Genomic DNA, 18,449 nt, shown 5'->3' on the forward strand with positions numbered 1-18,449 from the left:
ACCGGGACGTCGGCTCGCTCGGTATCATGGGTAAACGGCCGCAGTGGGGCCTGTGATAGGTGGTGTTGCTCATGGCGAACCGCGTGGTCGCCCTCCCCGAACCGCACCCGAATGACGATGAAGATGTCGTGTGGGGGATCTCCACGGCCAGCGCGCTGTGGGCGCGCGGCGAGCGGCGCGACGCCATCGTGTGGCTGCGACGCGCGGCCGAGGCGGCGGGGGCGGCCGGGCAGCCGTTCCGCGCCTCGGAGCTCGGGCTGTGCGCGACGGCGCTCGAGGAGGTGATGGCCTCGGAGGTCGGGCAGCCGAGCGATCCCGATCTCCTGGAGACGATCGCCGGCGAGGACGACGCGCCGCCCCCGCCCGCCGACGACGAGGACGAAGCGCCGCCGTCCGACGAGCAGACCTGGCGCCGCCGCATCTCGCTCGCTGCAGAGCTGCGCGCCTCGATGCCCTCGATCGAGATCGACCTGTTCGAGCCGCTCTCGGAGCCGGAGCTGGCCGCCGAGGCGGAGCGCCTGGAGGTGCCGTCGCCGAGGCTCCCCCCGGGCGCAGCGGAGGGGCCGGCCGCAGCGGGCCGGCCGATCGCGCCGTTTTCTCCCGCGCCTGCCGGGTTTTCGCAGGGCAGCGCGCCGCAGCCACCGCAACCGCCGCCTCCCCCGCCGCCGATGACGCAGCGGCCGGCGCAGCAGGCTCCTGGCGGCGCGCTCCCGCCGCCTGCGCCGCCCGCGCAGCAGCCGCCCGCCTTCGCGCCGGCGACGTCGCGCTCGCAGCCGCCGGCTGCGCCGTATCCGCCGCCGCCGGCTGCGCCGTATCCGCAGCCGACCGCTGCGCCGTATCCGCAGCCGCCGGCTGCGCCGTATCCGCAACCGCCGGCTGCGCCGTATCCGCAGCCGCCGGCCGCCACGTACCCGCAACAACGGCTCGACCCGCCGCACACACAGCCGCCTGCGCGGGTGGCCCCCTCGACACCCCCACCGGCGCCCAACGCCCAGACCGGCGCGCTTTATCGGAGCCAACCACCACCGGCGCCTCCGCTGGCCGCCCCTCCGGCGGCGAGCGCTGTCCCGCCGCCGCCTCCACCGCCAGGGTCTCCGTCGTTCAGGCCGCAGAGCAGCCCGGACCCGCACTCGCTCCCGGCACAAACCAGGACGCAGAGCGCTCAGCCACCCGCCCCGTTGCCGCCGCCGGCCGTGCCCCGGGCAGCTTCGCCCAGGCCGTCATCGGCCCCGCCCCGCATTTCCCCGGCGCCGGGACTCCCGGAGCCGCCGTCCACCCTGGCTTCGTTGCCGGATCGCGGCCGGGCCGACGCCACGATGGGCCCCCCGCGCCCCGCCGCGGCGCCCCCCACGAGCGAACCGCCGCCTGCGGTGCCGCTGCCTTCGCCAACGTCCTCCCCGCTTCCGGCAGCGACCCTCGGTGCGCCACCGCGCCTCGTCGCGGATGCGCATTCACCGCCCGCACCAGGGATCGCCGCGCCCGCGTCGACGCCGCCGCAGCCGCCGTCCTTCGGGCCGCCGCCGGCACCGCCCCAGCCGCCGTCCTTCGGGCCGCCGCCGGCACCGCCCCAGCCGCCGTCCTTCGGGCCGCCGCCGGCACCGCCGATCGGGCCTCCGTCGGCGCCGCAGCCGCCGCCGTTCGCGCCCCCGCGCCCGCAGCCGCCGCCGGCGCCGCACCCGCCGTCGTTCGCGCCCCCACGCCCGCAGCCGGCGCCTCCATCCGCCGCGCAAGCACCCGCGCCGTCACCTGCGGCGCCGCCACCCCCGCAGGGACTGGCCGCGCCGGCGTCGGCGCAGTCGGTCGCGCCGCCGCTGCCGCCGCCCGTCGCGCCGCCGCGCCCACCGACGTTGCCTCCGCCGGCGCCGCCGCCGCTGTCCGCGGCCCCTTCCGCTGCGCCGCTGCCGCCGCCGCCGGCCGCGCCGCCGCGCCCACCGACGTTGCCTCCGCCGGCGCCGCCGCCGCTTTCGGCGGCTCCATCCGCTGCGCCGCTGCCGCCGCCGCACGTCGCGCCGCTGCCTCCGCCGGCGCCGCCGCTGTCCGCGGCCCCTTCCGCTGCGTCGCTTTCGGCGGCTCCATCCGCTGCGCCGCTGCCGCCGCCCGTCGCGCCACCGCGCCCACCGACGTTGCCTCCGCCGGCGCCGCCGCCGCTGTCCGCGGCCCCTTCCGCTACGTCGCTTTCGGCGGCTCCATCCGCTGCGCCGCTGCCGCCGCCGCCGGCCGCGCCGCCGCGCCCACCGACGTTGCCTCCGCCGGCGCCGCCGCCGCTTTCGGCGGCTCCATCCGCTGCGCCGCTGCCGCCGCCGCCCGTCGCGCCGCTGCATCCGCCGACGCTGCCTCCGCTGGCGCCGCCGCCGCTGTCGTCGGCCCCTTCCGCTGCGCCGCTGCCGCCGCCCGTCGCGCCGCCGCATCCGCCGACGCTGCCTCCGCTGGCGCCGCCGCCAGTACCGACGCTAGCCTCCGCCGCGCCTCCGTCACACGCTGCGCCGCTGCCGCCGCCCGTCGCGCCGCTTCCGCCGCTCGCTGCACCTCCGCCGCCTGCTGCGCCGTCGCCGTTGGCCGCACCGCCGCCTGTTGCGCCTCCGCCTGCCGCGCCTCCGCCATCCGCTGCGCCGTCGCCTTCCGCGCCGCCACTGACCGCGCCGCCGCTCGTCACGCCGCTGCCGCCGCCGCCTGCTGCGCCGCCGCTGTCCGCTGCACCGCCGCTGTCGACGCCGCCGCTCGTCGCGCCGCTGCCGCCTGCTGCGCCTCCGCTATCCGCTGCGCCGTCCCCTTCCGCGCCGCCGCTGTCGGCGCCGCCACTCGCCGCGCCGCCGCCTGCGCCGCTCGCTGCGCCGCCACCACCGCCGCCGCCCGCAGCGCCCTCTCCTTCCGCGCCGCCGCCGGCCGCGCCGCCCGGCGCGCCCCTCGCCTCCGCCGCGCCGCTGCCGCCCTCGACGCCGCCGTATGCCCCGAGCCCCGCAGCGCTCGCCGAGGTGCGCACGCCGGACGACGACATCGTCGGCGAGATCCTCGTCGAGGCTCCGATCCCGACGCCCGCCCCGGCCCGCACAGAGACGGCCGCTCCGACGGTCGCAACGGCTGGCGCGAGAAGGAGACCTCGCGAGCCGATCCTCGATCCCTGGTCCGACGACGCGGAGATCGCCGCGCCGCCTCGGCCCCCTCAGGAGACGATAACGCCGAGCGGCGACACGTACCTCGTGGCTCGCCGGCCCCCCTCGACGCCGCAGGCGGGCGACGAGGACGAGGTCGTCACCTCGGCAGCGCCGCTCGACCTCGCGCTCAAGCGGAAGCCGATCTCCGCGCGCCCCCCCGCGCCGCCGGCGCCCGCGGCGCCGCGCGCCCGCGCAGCAACGCCCGCCGCAAGCGAGCCGCCCGGGCACCTCGGGGCCTCCGTCGACGACGTCGTCTCGAAGGGCGCCGGCGCAGCAGCCATCGCTGCGACGGCGATCGAGCCTCCCGCGAGCACGGAAGAGCCCTCCCCGATCTCGACGCCCGATGGGACCGTCGTCATCGAGCTCTCCGACAGCGATCTCGACGCCCCGACGTCGTCGCGGCTCGACAGCCCCTTCCCCGCGCCGCATGCGTCGGCGCAAGGCGACGACCTGCAGGCGAAGGCCGGGCCGCCGCTCGGCGAGCCCGCCTCCGGCGGCGCCGCGGACCCGGCGCAGCCGCCGCTCGAGCTCGGTGCAGCGACCGCCGAGCCCGCGCCGGAAGAAGAGCTGCTCGACGACGCGGACATCGCGGTCGTGGAGGAGCCCGCGACCCAGGCGACCGCGGTCGAGCCGCTGCCGACGCCCGCCGACGCCCGCGCGCCGACGGCGGGCGACGCGTCCCTCGCACCCGATGCGGCGCAGCCCCTCGCGACCGACGCGGCGCAGCCCGGAGCGCTCGCGGTCGAGCAGCCCGGACCGGACGCGGGCGAGACCATCGACCTCACCGCCATCGTGATCGACCCGCCGCCCGGCTCGCCCCTGGGAGGGGGACCGATCGCGACCCTCGACCTCGAACCGGAGGTGTCGCCGGATCTGCCGCAGCCGGAAGCGGCCAGCGCCTCGCCGTCCGCCGCCGGCGCCGCGGCCCTCACGGGCCGCGACCTCGAGCGCATCGAGGCGTTCGCCGACCTGCCCGAGGAGATGCACGACGAGCTCGCGCTCGCGGCGCACGTGCAAGACCTCGCGCCCGACGAGGAGCTCGCCGTCTACGGGGCAGCGCTGGTGCTCAGCGGCAGCGCCGCCGTGTGCGCGACCATCGTCGACGCGCCCGCCGAGCACGCCGCCATCAGGACGCTCGTGCCGTCCCGCGGGACGCTCGAGGAAGGCATCCCGCTGCGCGTCGTCGCCGGCGCTGGCGGCGCGCGGGTGGCGATCTGGGACCAGGCGACCATCGACAACGCGCTCCGCACCTGCCCCTGGGTGATCGACGAGCTGCGCGCCGTCGCAGACCGGCTCCAGTCGCTCGCCGGCGTCACCATGGGGCCGCTCGGCGAGCTCGAGGAGACGCTGCTGCGCCGGGTCCTCGGCCGGCTCCGCCTGCGCAGCCTGGAGCCCGGCGAGCCGCTGATCCACGCCGGCAATCCGATGCCCGGCCTCGTGATCGTCGGCGCCGGCACGGTGGAGCTGGTCGCGGAGCGGACGCAGGAGCTCGCCGGCGCCACCAGGCCCGGCGAGCTGCTGTTCGCCTCCGAGCTGCTCGGCGGCGAGCCGGCGCCGGCGATCGCGCGCGCGGCCGGGAGCGGCGCGCTCGTGCTCATCGCCGACCACCCCGTGCTGCGCGAGCTGTTCGAGAGCACGCCGGAGCTGCTCTCCATCCTCGCGCAGTCCGTCTCGCTGGACGCCCAGCGCAGCTGAACGAAAGGCTGGCCGCGCGCAGGGCGGCCAGCCACATCGCCCTCTCGTTACGAGCGCCGCGCATCCGAGGACCCGCGCGGGATCGCCGGCGCGGGTCGCTTAGAACCGCGGCTTCGCCGGGCGGCGCGGTCGCGCGGCCTCCTGCTCCAGCTCGACGGCCTCGGTGGGCTCCTCGTCGTCGTTGAGCTGCCAGACGAGCTCGCTGTTGCCCTGCGCCCCGGCGAAGCGGAGCCCGAACCACTTCGCGTTCGGCGAGATCGTCGGCCTGCCCTCCGCGGTCGCGCGCGGGAAGCGGATGCGGAACGCCTGCCGCCACACCGTGTTGTACGGGAAGTAGGTCCGCTCGAGCGCGTTCGGCTTCGGGATCGCGACGATCTCCTCGGGCGCCGTCTCGTTCCCCGTGTCGTCGATCAGCCGGACGATCCACGCGCTGTTCGGCGTCGAGAGGTCGTTGTACTTGCGCTCGCCGCCGAAGATCGCGACGAAGAACTGGTGGCGCTGGCGCGTCTCCTCGAGCGTCTTCTCGAGCAGCTTCTGCCGCTGCTCGATCGTGAGCCGGTAGTCCTGCGCGTAGCGGGCCACGTAGGCCCAGCGGAAGTCCCACGACTCGAACGTCGCGGTGGCGGTGAGGAAGTTGTCGAGCTCCGAGAGCGCGAACAGGTGCTCCGTGCGCGTCCACGCGCGCAGCACGTTCTCGTAGTCCGTCGCGACGTACTCGCGGGGCCCCTCGTTCAGGCTGACGAGCTGGGTCGCACAGCCGGTCGACGCGAGGAGCGCCGCGAGAGCCAGACCGCGCCGGAGCCATGCCGCAGTGACCACGCCGCCAGGGTACCCAGCGGCCACGCCGGATGCACGCGCTCGAACGAGATCCCCTCACCTTCGCCCGCGGGAGCGCGCTCACCGGGGTGCGCCGGGCCGGCGCGGCGGCGGGGCGCCCGATCCTCCGATCCTCCTACCTACCCGCGCGCGTGGCGAGCGCGGGCCCGGCGAGCGCGCCGCCCGCTCACCGGGGCGCCCGCGGACGCCCCGTCGGGAAGGTGAACCCGACGCTGAGCCGCGCGGCGTAGTACCAGGCGACGTCGCCGCGCAGCGGGGTCGCGACCGGCAAGAGCACGCTCAGCGCCGGCTGCACGTTCGCCAGGATGAAGCGGACGCTCGGCGAGATCGCGAACGTCGCGCGCTTGTCGTCCGGCAGGTCCTGCGTCAGCTGGTACACTTCCCACAGCTCCAGGCCCACGCCGACCGGCGGGGCGAGCCGGTAGCCGAAGTAGAACGCGGTGTACGCCGAGATGTCGGTGCGGCGCTCGTTGGGCCGGAGGCCGCGCACGACCAGCGACCAGTCGATGCCCTGCCGGAGCTGGAAGATGAACGGCCCGGTGATGTGCCGCATGTCGAACCAGGGGCGGAACGTGAGCGTGAGCTCCCGGAAGCGCGTCTCGTCCCACGGCCGCACCACGCGCGCGGTCCGCAGCACCTCGGCCTCGGCCGGCGAGACGTCGCGCGGGACCGGGAGGACGATGCCGAAGCCTCCGCCGGACGCGAGCCCGCGCACGCTCGACCAGACGCCCCGCCCGTAGAGCTCGGGGCTCCCGAGCAGCATCGACCGACCGACCCCCGGCACGCTCGCCGCGGCGCTGTCGTGCACCGCGCCGACGAACCACTTGCGGGGCACGAGCGGCACCTCCATCTCGCCGTGCGAGTACCAGGCGTAGGCCGTCCTGCCGCCCGCCTGGCTGGTCGCCTCGGGCTCGATCGCGGCCGCCGTGTACTCGAACGTGAAGGTCGGATCGCGCAGCGTGAGCCCTGGGAGCGTCGGGGGCGCGGGGACGTCGAAGACGGCCTGCTCTTCCTCGTCGGACCACGCGCCCGGCCCCGGCGGCGCGGCCAGCGCGGCCCCCGTCTCGCCGGCGAGCGCGAGGACCGAGAGGCACGCCGCCGCGCGGGCGAGCCGCCCGGCCGGCGCCGGAGCCCGCGCGGGGAACCTCATGCCACGGGGAGGCGCGGGCTCGGCGCTACTTCGACCCGAGGCCGAAATCGTTCGCGGTGACGTAGAGCATCAGCCCGATCAGCATGAACACGCCGACCAGATGGATGTGCGCCTCGATGCGGGCGTTCGGTCTGCGCCGCGTGGCGGCCTCGTAGAACAGGAACATCAGGCGGCCGCCGTCCAGGGCCGGGAACGGGATCAGGTTGAACGCGCCGAGGTAGGCCGAGAGCAGGCCGAGGAACTCGAGCCCCTCGGCCCACCCGCGCTTGGCCGCGTGCGCCGTCTCCTCGATCATCCGCTTCGGGCCCCCGAGCTCGCCCTCGACCTTGCCCGTCAGGTACTGGCCGAGCCCGACGACCAGGCTCTGCACGACCTTCGGCGGCTTCGTCACGGCGAGCACCGCGGCCTCCTTCGCGGTCACCGGCGCCGACTGGATCGGCCCGATGGCCATCACGCCGATCTTGCCCGCGCCGTTCTCGTTCACCGGGGTGACCTGGGCCTGGACGCGCTCGCCGGCGCGCTCCACCACGATGTCGAGCGGACGGCCGGGGTTGCGGGAGATGATCTCCGCCATCTTCTCCCAGTCCTGGACCGGGGCCCCGTCGATCTCGACGATGCGGTCGCCGTCCTTGAGGTTGGCCGCCGCGGCCGGCATCCCGGCGACCACGCCGATGTCCGTCAGGCGGTAGGGCTTGCCGCCCGTCATCAGGCTGGCGAAGAAGAGCACCGACGCGAACAGGTAGTTGGCGAGCGGACCGGCGAAGATCGCGGCGATCCGGCCCATCAGGCTCGCGTTCGCGTAGCTGCCCTTGTCCTCGGGGTCGACCTCCTCGAGCGGGTTCATCCCCGCGATCTGCACGTACGCGAGGAACGGGATCATCGCGACCTGGAACACGGTGGGGCCGTGCTTCACCGGGTCGTGACGCCAGAGCCGCACGCGGACCTTGTCCGCCGCGGTCGTGAACCAGAAGTACCCGTCCTTCGGGACCACCTTGAAGAAGGTGGGACCGAAGCCGATCGAGAACTTCAGGACGCGCATGCCGTAGGCGCGCGCGGCGAGGTAGTGCCCTCCCTCATGGACCACCATCAGCAGGGCGAGCCCGAGGATGCCTACGAAATACCAGCCGACCATCTCCGGCTAGTCTAACCAGGGTGGGGCGCATCCGCACGCGCCCGATGTCCGCCCCGTACGCCTGCCCCGGCAAGAGCCCGCCGCCCACGGCGGAGGCCGGGCGCTATCCCCCCAGCCCCCGCCGCAGCAGGGCAGCGCTCCGGGCGGTCCAGCCCGCCGAAGAGGCGGCGCGGCGCAGCTCAGCCGGTGAAGAACGACGCGCCGATGCTGAAGAAGGGATAGCCGATCCGCATGGTCAGCGAGATGTCGTCGTTGAAGTGGTACCGGCCGCCGACCATGGTGACGAAATCGAACCACACCCTGTCGTAGAACCCGTCGGTGCGGAGGACGGCGCCGAGATCGGCGAAGGCGCTCCACTTGTCGTTGAAGAAGAAGTTCCACTGCATGGTGACCGGACTCCAGATGGTGAAGTCGCGGCGGCAGTACGTGCAGTTGGTGAAATCCAGGCCGAACGAGATGCCGACAGTGTTGTTGAGCCTGGGGATGAACGCCGGGTCGGCGAGCTCGATCGTGGCCCGGAAGCCGAGGCCGAACTCCGGGTCGCCGAAGCCCTCGTAGTACCTGTACCCGCGCCGCCGCAGGCCGTAGTCGCGGTGCAGGAAGACGAAGTTCGCGTGCGGCTCGAGCTCGGCCACGTAGTCGGGGTGATCGTTCGGATTCTTGATGTTCGCCTGCGCTTCGGGCGCGAGCGTGAGGAGGGTGACCGAAGCGAGAGCGACACTCACGAGCGAGGGGAGCGCTTTCATGGGCTCTTCGTATCAAAGGAACGGCAGCGAAGGAAGCGAACGGCCACGGGGCCGGGTCACGGCGGCCGCCCCTGGATGGCGATGTCGCACCTCGCGCGGCGCGCCGCGCGCGGAGCGGAGCGCGCAGCGGCGCCGGACGCGAGCCATCGCCGCGCGCCCGCGACGCGAGCCCGCGCCGCGACATGAGCTCCCCGCTCCTGCGATGCGAGCCCGCGCCGCGACGTGAGCCCCCGCTCCCGCGACGCGAGCCCGCGCCGGGACGCGAGCCCGCTCCCGCGATGCGAGCTCGTCTGGCTGAGGCGCGCGCTTCGGGGTAAACAGAGCCGGCGCCGCATGAGCCCGCGCGCCGCGGCGGGGGCGGCCTTCCCGGGAGCGTCGAGATGAGAGGACCGACAAGCGTCATCCAGCTGGCCCGTGGCTGCGCGCGCATCGGCGGCGCGCTCGTCGCGGCCGCCGCGCTCGCCTGCAGCGCCACGATCCACGTCGCTGGGCCGCCGCCCGAGGGGCAGGCGCAGCCGACGGCGCCGCAGAAGAAGGCCCCCGCGCCGGCCGAGCCCGCCGCGCCCGCGGAGCCGCCCTCGCCCGCGGCCGTCGAGCCGTTCGTGAAGACGCGCGACTCCGACGCGTGGGTGAGCCAGACCTTGAAGCTGCAGCGGCGGTACGAGCGCGCGCTCGTCGTGGGCGCGCCGGCGCCCGCCACGATCCGCGTCGCCGCGCTCGATCTGAACGCGCCGGGCGCCGCGGCCGAGCCGCAGGATCTGCCGGTCGCGCGCGCGTTCGCGACGCTCCAGGACGCCGCCGACGCGGCCCGCGGCGGCGATCTCATCGCGGTGCTGCCCGGCGCGTACGCGGGGTTCTCGCTCGGCGAGAAGCCGAGCGCCGCTCAGGAGCGGTACATCCATTTCAAGGCCATGGGGCGCCCGGGCGAGGTCGTGATCCACCGGGGGGCCGCCGCCGACCCGAACTGGATGATCTACCTGAAGGGGGCGCACCACGTGGTGATCGAGGGGTTCCGCCTCGCCGGCAGCAGCGGGCCCGACAGGCAGAGCGCGGGCACGCCGAAGGCGGGGATCATGATCGACGGCGCGTTCGGCGAGACCGGCAGGCTGGCGCACCACATCGCGATCGTCGGCAACTTCTCTCATCACCATCGGACCTGGGGGTTTCACTCCACCGACAGCCACACCGTCCTCTTGCAGGACAACCTGTTCGCCTTCTCTGCGGCCGAGCACGGCGCCTACGTGTCCGACGGCTCGGACAACTACGTGGTTCGTCGCAACGTGTTCTTCGGCAACAGCGCGAGCGGGTTCCAGGCGAACCTCGATCCGGAGGCCTCGCTCGACGCGGTGCTGGAGCACCCGTCGTTCCGGGGCTATCCGCGCAGGGAGCCGACCCGCGCCTGGGCCACGGGGCTGATGAAGCTCGCGACCGACCGGTTCGGCGAGCACGGGTTTCCGGACGGCCGGGGCGTGAGCTTCATCATCGAGCGGAACGTCATCAACGGCAACGGGCGCCTCGGCGGCGGGGCGATCAACCTCGCGGGGGTGTCGGACTCCGTCATCCAGAACAACCTCATTTACGGCAACCTCGGCAGCGGGATCGCGCAGTGGGACAACGGGAACCCGTTCGACCAGGCCTATGTGGAGCCGGGCCCGCGCTCTCCGGAGCAGGTGAGCGGCCCTGACGCGCTGCCGCTCTGGGGCTGCCGCAACAACCTGATCCGCAACAACACCGTGGTCATGAGCACCCGGGGCCGGCCCGCGCTCCAGTGCGGCAACGGGAGCTGGGGTTGCCGGCTGCGGAACAACATCCTCGTCAGCGACGACTCGCCGTCGATCGAGGTGCTGAGCACGAGCATCTACCGGTTCGACGCGGGCCACAACGTGGTGACCCAGGTGAGCTACGGCGGGATGCCCGACGGGCTGAAGCGCCTGGCGGCGGCGCTGCCGGAGACGCGTGCGATCACGGGCATCACGCGCGCGCGGCTCGCGGCGGAGGTGGTGCGCGCGGGCGACGAGCCGTGGGTGGTCGTGGAGGGGGGCTGGTGGAAGCTCAACCCGAACCGGCCGGATTTCAGGCCGAAGCGGTCGTCCAAGATGCTGCTCGGGCAGGGCGACGCGCGCGAGGTGCCGGCGCTGGATCTGCTCGGCGAGAAGCGCGGCGGCGCGGATCTCGGGGCGCTGTCGCCGGGGCCGGGCTGAGGGGGCGCGGGGGCACGACCGCCTGAGGGCGCCGCCGGCGGCAAGAGCGCCGGCGGCAAGAGCGCCGGCGCGGCCGGAGCGGGCGGTCGGCGGACGCTGGCGCGGAAACGCTCGCGCGGGGACATCGAGCTGGCAAAAAAGTCTTGCCGGGGGAATGCAGCAGGCGAACGATCGCGCGGCGCTGGGGGTAATCACATGGAAGGCCCGCGGCGCGCCCAAGGAGGACGGCGATGCGCGGCAGGACTTCTTCTCTTGTGTTCGTCTTCTGTTTCGTTGCGGGCGGAACGCTCGCGGCCTGCTCGGGCGAGACGACGGAGAACCCCGGCGGGAGCGGCGGGAGCGGCGGGAGCGGCAGCGGGGGAACCACGAGCAGCACGACGTCGAGCACGACGGGGGCGAGCAGCAGCAGCAGCTCGACGACGGCCGCGTCCACGACGGCGACGTCGACCGGAGCGGGCGGCGCCGGGGGCGGCACCGTGTGCGATCAGGCGTGCGACAAGGCCGAGGAATGCAGGGTTCCCGTGTGCGACCTCTTCACGTTCGACTGCGCAGAGCCGGCGGCGGAGTGCGGCGCTCGGTGCGTGCGCGACGCGACGTGCGAGCAGCTCCAGTCGCTCACAGGGGATGCCGTGGATCCAGAGCTCGCCGGCTGCCTGAGCGAGTGCCAGGGGACGGAAGGAGGCAGCGGCGTGGAGTGCCTGAGCTGCTCAGGGCAGAGCGGCTGTCTGACCGCCTGCGCGCTCAACGCGGACTGCCGGCCTTGGCTCGAGTGCGCACAAGCATGCATGGAGAGCGACCCTCAGCCGCAGTGCTTCAGCGATTGCAACGCGGCGCACCCTGACGCGGAAGAGCTGTTCAACGCCGTGTATGCCTGCACCTGCACGGATTGCAGCGACACCTGCGGCGCTGTTGTAGATCCGTGCAACCAGCCGTGAATACAGCGCTCTCGGGGCGCGCCGGCGTGGCCGACGTTGCGCGCCTTTCATCAGGTCACCGAGGCGCCCCCTTCAGCTCGACGTGATCCCACTTACATCAACGTGAGCTCAGAAGAGCGGCGCGGCGGCGCCGTCGCGGCGAGCGGCTGAGCGCGCCGCGATCCCACGCAGCCGCGCGCCGGGCGCGTGTACACTCCGCCTCGTGTCGTCCGCGCCGCGCCGCGATTGCCTCCGGGCTCGCCTGTCTCGCCTCTGTGCCCGCCGTCCTTCGAGTTCCTCGCTCCCCCGGCGCCGCCTTTCACGATGCGCGACGCCGGGCTTGCTCGCCGTCCTGGCGTGGCTCACGGCGTGCACCGGTCCGAGCGACGCCGGCGGCAGCCCGGCCGCGAAGGCGGACGCCCCCGGCCAGGCCCACGTGGCGCACGCGGCCGAAGGGACGGCGCCCGCCGCGGCTTCCGCGCTCGCGGCGGCCGCCACCGCTTCCGCGCTCGCGGCGGCTCCGGCGCCCGCCGCGCCCGCCGGCAGCGCGCACGCCGGCGCCGCCATCCCGGGCGGCGCATCCGCCGAGCCCGCGCCGAGCGCCGCCGGCGCGAGCGCCGCCCCGGTCGAGCCGCCTCCGCCCGGCTCGGCCGGCGCCGCGCTCTCCGTCTTCCCCCCGCAGCCGCTCGGGATCCCGCTCTCGCTCGGGTCCTGCCCCGCCGACATGGTCCTCGTCGGCGGCTTCTGCATCGACCGCTACGAGGCGCACCTGGTCACCGACGCCGGCGGGGAGCTCGCCGTGCACCCGCACTTCAAGCGGCCCGAGCCGGGCGTCCGCTACGTCGCGCGCAGCGAGGCCGGCGTCTTCCCGCAGGCGTACATCAGCCGCGTCGAGGCCAAGGCCGCGTGCGCCGCCGCCGGCAAGCGCCTCTGCACGCGGCGCGAGTGGCAGCGCGCCTGCCGCGGCAACGGCGTCCACCGCTACCCTTACGGCCCCCGCGGCGAGCGCGGGCGGTGCAACACGAGCAAAGCCCACCTCCTGAGAGAGGTCTTCGGCGAGCACCCGCCGGGCGGGTGGAGCTACGAGCGCCACTTCAACAGCCCAGAGCTCAACCAGAAGCCGGGCTTCCTGGCGAGGAGCGGCGATTACGCCGGCTGCGCCAGCGAGCTCGGCGTTGTTGACATGATCGGCAACCTCCACGAGTGGGTCAGCGACATGGTCGATCGCGAGCTCGTGATGCGCATGCAGACCGAGGGCGTGGAGCGCCGCGACCAGCCCTGGCACGAGGGCAACGGCGTGTTCATGGGCGGCTTCTTCAGCACGACCAGCGAGCTCGGCCCGGGCTGCACCTTCACCACGATCGCCCACGAGCCGGCCTATCACGACTACTCGACGGGATTCCGGTGCTGCGATGACGCCGAGCTGCCGGCGGCGCCGGCGCCGGCAGGCGCGATCCAGCGGGACGGCGGCTGACGGCGCGGCAGGCTGCGACGCGCGGCTCGGAGCGGAGATGCCAGATCCGATCCCTCGACGAGACGCCTCGCTGGACACAACGCTTCTCTCGAAGCGCGTACCAAGACGCCAAGGCAAGAATCCGTCGCGCGGCACCCGTGCCTGGTTGTTGACGGGCTGAAGGCGGCTCCGGATAGGATGCCCGATGAACAACCTGCCGCAGGGCGGTTTGCTTGGACAACCCATGTCCCTGCTGAGCGAACAGCCTTCGCGGCCGCAAGGGAGGAATCGTGGCAACAGCGAGAACGAAGAAGAAGTCAGCGCCGGCCAGGCCGAGCGCGCCCGATGAAGCTGCCGAGGCGTTTGCGCAGATCGAGCCCGAGCTCGATCGCATCGAGAAGGTCGTTCCCATCAACGTCGATATCCCGCGCGCGGTCGCCGTCGCCGTGGGCGCCGTTCCGCACCTCAAGGCGCTGCGCGCGCGCTTCCTGGAAGAGCTGCCCAGGTTCCCGATCGAGGCGCTGGACAAGCTGATGAGCTACGCGCTCGGCGCCTGGTACGCGCACCTCTTGGCGCTGCCCGCCGGCCCGGGCCAGGGCGGGCTGAAGCCGCTCGTCGAGGAGGCGTCCGCGCTGCGCGCCGACCTGCTCGTGGCGGCGGAGGCCCTCGCGCACAAGGGCTTCGTGGACGCGGGCCGCGTCGCGGAGATCCGGAGCGGCAACGGCCACCTCGACACGGCCAACGATCTGGTCGCGCTGGCCGCGCTCTTCGGGGAGTCGTGGGGCGCGGTGAAGCACAAGACGACGGTGGAGTGGCCGGACGTGGAGCGCGCGTCGAAGCTCGGTCCGGAGCTGCTCGTGGCCCTCGGCGCGCGCAACCAGCCGGGGGTGCCGGCGCCCAAGGCGGCCGATCCGGCGGATCGGCGCGCGCGGGCGTTCACGCTGCTCGTGCGGGCGTACGACCAGTGCCGCCGCGGCGTGACGTACCTGCGCTGGGTCGAGGGGGACTACGACGCGATCGCGCCGTCGCTGTTCGCGGGGCGCGGCGGAGCGCGGCGCGGGGCGCCGGCGAAGGATGAGGCGACGGACGAGGGCGCGGAGGGAGAGCCCGCGGGAGAACGCGGGCTGGGGCTAGGGGACGGCGAGGCGCCTGAGGAATAGCGCGGCGGAAGGGCGGGAGGCGGGGGCGGCGAGGCTCCGCCTCGAGGCCGGAGCAACGGACGGCGGCGGGGCGGCGCTGAACGACCGGCCCCGTCGGCCTCGCCGGCCTCCGGCTCGGTGTGCCGCGCACACGGCGTCCGCGATGACCGGTCCGACCGGCCCAATCCCGCTGGAAGCACGCTCTTCGAGCGGTCGGACCGCCCCGTTGGGGACAGCGCGACCCCGGCGGGGGCGGTCCGACCGCCGCTCTGCTGCCAGGATCGTTGTCCAGCAGGCGGTCCGACCGCCTCCCCGCTGTCGAGATCGATGCCGGATGGGCGGTCCAACCGCCCTCTCGCTGTCGAGATCGATGCCGGAAGGGCGGTCCGACCGCCCTCCCGCTGTCGAGAGGACCGTTCAGAGAGCGGTCCGACCGCCCCGTCGCTGTCGAGATCGGCCCCCCGAGCTTACTCGATGAGCTCGACGCGTCCGCGCTACGGCGAGGAGCGGATGACTCGCACACCAGCCAATTTGCCGCTCTGCCCTATCTCCAATACCCAGTTTACAGGACGCAAGAACGCCACGAGCGACCCTGTGCTCGGCTCGCGCGGCGCGCTTCCCCGTACCTCCTTCACGCGGCGATCCATCGTCGCCGCTCGACCTGGGGCAGGCGTGGCATGCTCGATCCATGGGCGACGACCAGCACAGGCAGGCCCCCTCGGGTACGTCATCCTGCAGCACGCCGCGCGTGAGGCGTATCCCGCGAGGGCCTACCAGCGATGGATCCCCAAGATCCCAAAGGCCTATCGCCAGGCGCTCCTCGGCGAGGACGGGGACGCGCCCAGCCCGGATCCGCACCACCTCGCGACCCTGCGGTACTACCGCGGCCTCATGCCCATGGCGCAGGAGTCGCGGAAGCCGATGTTCCTGCTCACGCCCGCCGACGGCGCCATCGGCAGCAACGCCGTCGCCGTGCAGGACTGCCGGCGCGACTTCGAGGCGCTCGCGCGCCGCATCGCCGCCGCCGCCGCCGGCAGCCCGCTGGCCCCGCGTCCGACCTGAGCGCTCCTTGCCCGGAGCGGCTCAGCCCGACGGCCGCTCTAGTCTAGAGCGGTTCTGATCCGTCTCTGGTACGAGCGTCGCAGAGCGGCGGTCACCCGCACAGGAGACGGGTCCAGATCGGCGTTTTCGGCGCGCAAGCGCACTCCTGTGCGCTGAGCACCGAAAACGCCGAGATGGGCCCGTATCCGAAGCGGGTGACCGCCGCTCCTCACGCCGCGAACATCCGGTCGAGGACCGCCCTCGGCTCGCCGCCCTGCAGGATCGCCTCGAGCGCCTCGAACACCCCGCCGTCCACCCGCCGCGCCTTCGCGAACGCCACGATGCGCGGGATCAGCGGGATCGCCTCCACGCGCAGCCGGGCCTCCGCGACCGCCTCGTCGAGCGTCCGCCCGCGCGCGAGCGCCTTGCCGAGGATCACCTCGGGGCGGCCCGCGAGCCGGATCGACGCGAGCAGATCGCCATAACCGCCGAGCCCCAGCATCGTCCGCTCCTCCGCGCCCGCCGCGGCGGCGATGCGCGCCGCGCTGTCGACCGCCCTCGAGATGAGCGCGGCGAGCAGCCCGGGCCCGGCGCCCGCCTGCTCGGCGAAGCCGACGCCGACCGCCAGGCACCCCACCAGCGCCGAGGCCCACTCCAGGCCCTGGAGATCCGGCGTCGTGTAGACGTGGAGCGCGGGCGACTGGAACGCCGCGGTCACCGCGGCGTGCACCTCGGGGAACCGCGAGCCGCACACCATCGCCGAGGGGCGGCCCTCCCGCAGCTCGTCCTCCTGCACCGGGCCGCCCAGCGCGCCCACCCGGCGCGCCGGCGTCTCCTCGCGCACGAGATCCGAGACGGTCTTCAGCGCCTCGCCCTCGAGGCCGCGCACGCCGTGGATCACGAGGTGCGCGCCGTCCATGTGATCGCCGAGCGCGCGCAGCGCCGTCCGGGCCGCGTTCGACGGCACCGCGATCACGAGCAGCCGCGCCCGCGCGACCTCCGCGTGGTCCCGCACGATCCGCGGGCCGTCGTTGATCTGCGGGTGCTCGCGGCGCGAGTACAGGAGCACCTCGGCCCCCGTGCGGCTCGCCGCGAGCGCGAGCGCCACGCCCCAGAAGCCGCCGCCGATGACCCCGACCGCCGGACGCGCGCTCACCGGCCACCTCCGGCGCCGTTCATCGAGCCCGCGCGCGCGCCCGCGGCGTCACCGCGCGCCGAGGCCGCGCCCCGCGGCTGCTGCTCGTCGAATGACGACGGAGGCGGCGAGGACGGCGCGAGCGGCGGGAGCGGCGGCTGGACCTGCAGGCCAGAAGGAACGCCGGGCGGCGCGATCACGTCCCACGCGGCGCCGTGCGCGGCGAGGCGGTTCTGGTAGTAAAAGAGCAGGTTCGTGTCGCAGATGGCGATGCCCTCCGGCCGCGAGTCGAGCACCGGCGACGAGTGGTAGCCGGCGAAGGCGCGCAGCGCGCGCTCGACGATGTCCCCGCCCGAGCCGAGCCGGACGTCCTCGCCCAGCACGATGCACCCCTGCTGCTCCAGCGCGCGCAGCCGATCGCACAGCGCCACCACGTCGGCCGCGAGGTCGTCGCGCGGCACCGTGAGCACGTCGCGCTGGCGGAGCACCGTGAAGAGATCCGCGGCCGGCGCGTGGCTGCGGAGCCGGGCGAAGCTCGCCGCCGCGACCACGTGCGTCGCCATCACGACCGTGTCGCGCGCGTACGCCCGGCAGATCTCCTCGCCGAGCTCGCGGGCGTACTGGGCGTCGCGCGCCGCGTCGATGTTCGGGACGCCGTCCTGGTCCTTCACGTAGCTCGCCGGGTCGACCTCGCGGCCGCGCGCGTCGAACGAGCGGCCGAGCTCGTCGACCCGGTTGCCGAACGGATCGAGCGGCTCCGAGAAGCGGATGACCACCGCGGCGTTCATCGCGAGCAGCTTGCGGAGGAACGAGGCGATGCGGCCGATCCGGCTCGACTCGTCGTCCTCGATGATGAAGCGGCCCTTGCCGGCCTCGGAGAGGAAATCGGCGATGAGCGTCTCGGCCTCGAGCGTGATGAGGTAGTTGATCGTGGCCGGGACGAAGAAGATGCGGCGCTCGCGGCCGCTCAGCAGCGTCCGCGTGTAGGCCTCGAAGGCGCTGCCGACCAGGCCCAGCTTGAGCCTCCGCTCGATGCCGCCCGAGCGCGACCGCGTGCCCCCGGGGAAGAACAGCGAGTGGTAGCCGCGCTCGAGGAGCACGCTCGAGTACGTCTTCAGCACGTCCTTGTAGAGGTTGTGCCGGATGCGCCGATCCACCCGGTAGGCGCCGAGGTTGTGCATGAAGAACGAGAGGACCGGGTTCGTGAACAGGTTCTTGCCGGCGCCGTAGGTGGCGGGCGGCAGGCCGGCGCGCTCGAGGGCGTAGCCGAACACGATCGAGTCCATGTTCGAGAGGTGCGTCGGGACGTAGACCGCGGTGCCGCGCTGCACGAGCGACCGGAGCTTCGCGAGCGGGCCCTGCACGAGCACCCGGTCGGCGAGCAGCTCGAGGCTGACGAGCTTGCGCGGGTCGCGGACCACGGTCACGAGCTTGCGCGGCGCGAGCAGGGCGCTCACGACCGGCGGCAGCAGCCGCGACGACAGCTGGTAGACGCGCCGGTCGAAGTTCCCCGCGATGTCCCAGGCGTACTCCTCGGCGAGCTCGCGGAGGCGGCGGCGGCGCTCCGCGTCGTGCATGCGGCCGAGCGAGCGGGCGAGCCGCTGCCACTCGCCGAGCTCGCGGACGTCCTGCGGCTTCCGGGACCCCTCGAGCCGCTTCGCCTCCTGGTACGCCGCCTCGTTCATGGCGAGCAGCGGATCCCTCGTGGCGCCGAGGACCCGGTCGACCACGGTGCGCACGATCTCGTCGCGCGCGTCGTTGAACCCGAAGATGGGAGCGCGGGAGTCCATGGCCCTAGTCGTATAGAAAACAGGCGGCGGGCGCGAGCGGAATACGGCCGCGCGCGACCCGGTG

Annotated in this window: 13 protein-coding genes; 6 read left to right on the forward strand and 7 right to left on the reverse strand. The window is 74.3% G+C overall.

Annotated elements, in window-relative coordinates; all coding sequences use genetic code 11:
- Positions 1-1,162: 1,162 nt before the first annotated feature.
- On the reverse strand, positions 1,163-2,995 hold the full coding sequence (locus WMF20_RS44365) for a hypothetical protein (RefSeq protein ID WP_437607822.1): 1,833 nt from the start codon (positions 2,993-2,995) through the stop codon (positions 1,163-1,165).
- A 202-nt stretch (positions 2,996-3,197) separates the two neighbouring features.
- On the opposite strand from WMF20_RS44365, the gene WMF20_RS44370 reads away from it, so the two are divergent.
- Complete coding sequence (locus WMF20_RS44370) at positions 3,198-4,847, forward strand: cyclic nucleotide-binding domain-containing protein (RefSeq protein ID WP_437607824.1); 1,650 nt, start codon at positions 3,198-3,200, stop codon at positions 4,845-4,847.
- Between the two features lie 99 nt (positions 4,848-4,946).
- On the opposite strand, the gene WMF20_RS44375 is transcribed toward WMF20_RS44370, so the two are convergent.
- From WMF20_RS44375 to WMF20_RS44390, 4 genes are all read right to left on the reverse strand, one after another.
- Entirely contained in the window at positions 4,947-5,666 is a 720-nt protein-coding gene (locus WMF20_RS44375) for a hypothetical protein (RefSeq protein ID WP_437607825.1), read from the reverse strand.
- 184 nt (positions 5,667-5,850) lie between these two features.
- The gene (locus WMF20_RS44380) at positions 5,851-6,834 is read right to left on the reverse strand and encodes a hypothetical protein (RefSeq protein WP_437607827.1); all 984 of its coding nucleotides are present in this window, start codon (positions 6,832-6,834) and stop codon (positions 5,851-5,853) included.
- 25 nt (positions 6,835-6,859) lie between these two features.
- Positions 6,860-7,966, reverse strand: a complete 1,107-nt coding sequence (locus WMF20_RS44385) for a M50 family metallopeptidase (protein WP_129579903.1) — start codon at positions 7,964-7,966, stop codon at positions 6,860-6,862.
- A gap of 179 nt (positions 7,967-8,145) precedes the next feature.
- Entirely contained in the window at positions 8,146-8,712 is a 567-nt protein-coding gene (locus tag WMF20_RS44390; RefSeq protein WP_129579904.1) for a hypothetical protein, read from the reverse strand.
- 380 nt (positions 8,713-9,092) lie between these two features.
- On the opposite strand from WMF20_RS44390, the gene WMF20_RS44395 reads away from it, so the two are divergent.
- The 5 genes from WMF20_RS44395 to WMF20_RS44415 all read left to right on the forward strand — a co-directional run bounded on the left by WMF20_RS44395 (position 9,093) and on the right by WMF20_RS44415 (position 15,481).
- Positions 9,093-10,913, forward strand: a complete 1,821-nt coding sequence (locus WMF20_RS44395) for a right-handed parallel beta-helix repeat-containing protein (protein WP_437607829.1) — start codon at positions 9,093-9,095, stop codon at positions 10,911-10,913.
- A gap of 230 nt (positions 10,914-11,143) precedes the next feature.
- Complete coding sequence (locus WMF20_RS44400) at positions 11,144-11,848, forward strand: hypothetical protein (protein ID WP_437607831.1); 705 nt, start codon at positions 11,144-11,146, stop codon at positions 11,846-11,848.
- Between the two features lie 319 nt (positions 11,849-12,167).
- Positions 12,168-13,301 carry an SUMF1/EgtB/PvdO family nonheme iron enzyme gene (locus WMF20_RS44405; RefSeq protein ID WP_437607833.1) on the forward strand — a complete coding sequence of 378 codons (1,134 nt, stop codon included), beginning with the start codon at positions 12,168-12,170 and terminating at the stop codon, positions 13,299-13,301.
- Positions 13,302-13,570: 269 nt separating this feature from the next.
- A complete protein-coding gene (locus tag WMF20_RS44410; RefSeq protein ID WP_437607834.1) occupies positions 13,571-14,440 on the forward strand; it encodes a hypothetical protein in 870 nt (289 codons plus the stop codon).
- A 651-nt stretch (positions 14,441-15,091) separates the two neighbouring features.
- Positions 15,092-15,481, forward strand: coding sequence for a hypothetical protein (locus tag WMF20_RS44415; RefSeq protein ID WP_437607836.1), 390 nt, complete (start codon positions 15,092-15,094; stop codon positions 15,479-15,481).
- A gap of 208 nt (positions 15,482-15,689) precedes the next feature.
- On the opposite strand, the gene WMF20_RS44420 is transcribed toward WMF20_RS44415, so the two are convergent.
- Together WMF20_RS44420 and WMF20_RS44425 are read right to left on the reverse strand one after the other, a co-directional pair.
- Positions 15,690-16,616 (reverse strand): NAD(P)-binding domain-containing protein, encoded by a 927-nt coding sequence (locus tag WMF20_RS44420; protein ID WP_129579911.1) that lies wholly within the window; start codon positions 16,614-16,616, stop codon positions 15,690-15,692.
- Positions 16,613-18,385, reverse strand: coding sequence for a 1-acyl-sn-glycerol-3-phosphate acyltransferase (locus WMF20_RS44425; protein WP_437607838.1), 1,773 nt, complete (start codon positions 18,383-18,385; stop codon positions 16,613-16,615). Before WMF20_RS44425 ends, WMF20_RS44420 begins: the two co-directional genes overlap by 4 nt.
- Positions 18,386-18,449 lie beyond the last annotated feature (64 nt).

It is taken from the genome of Sorangium sp. So ce834 (genome assembly GCF_051521425.1).
Lineage (GTDB): Bacteria > Myxococcota_A > Polyangia > Polyangiales > Polyangiaceae > Sorangium > Sorangium cellulosum_D.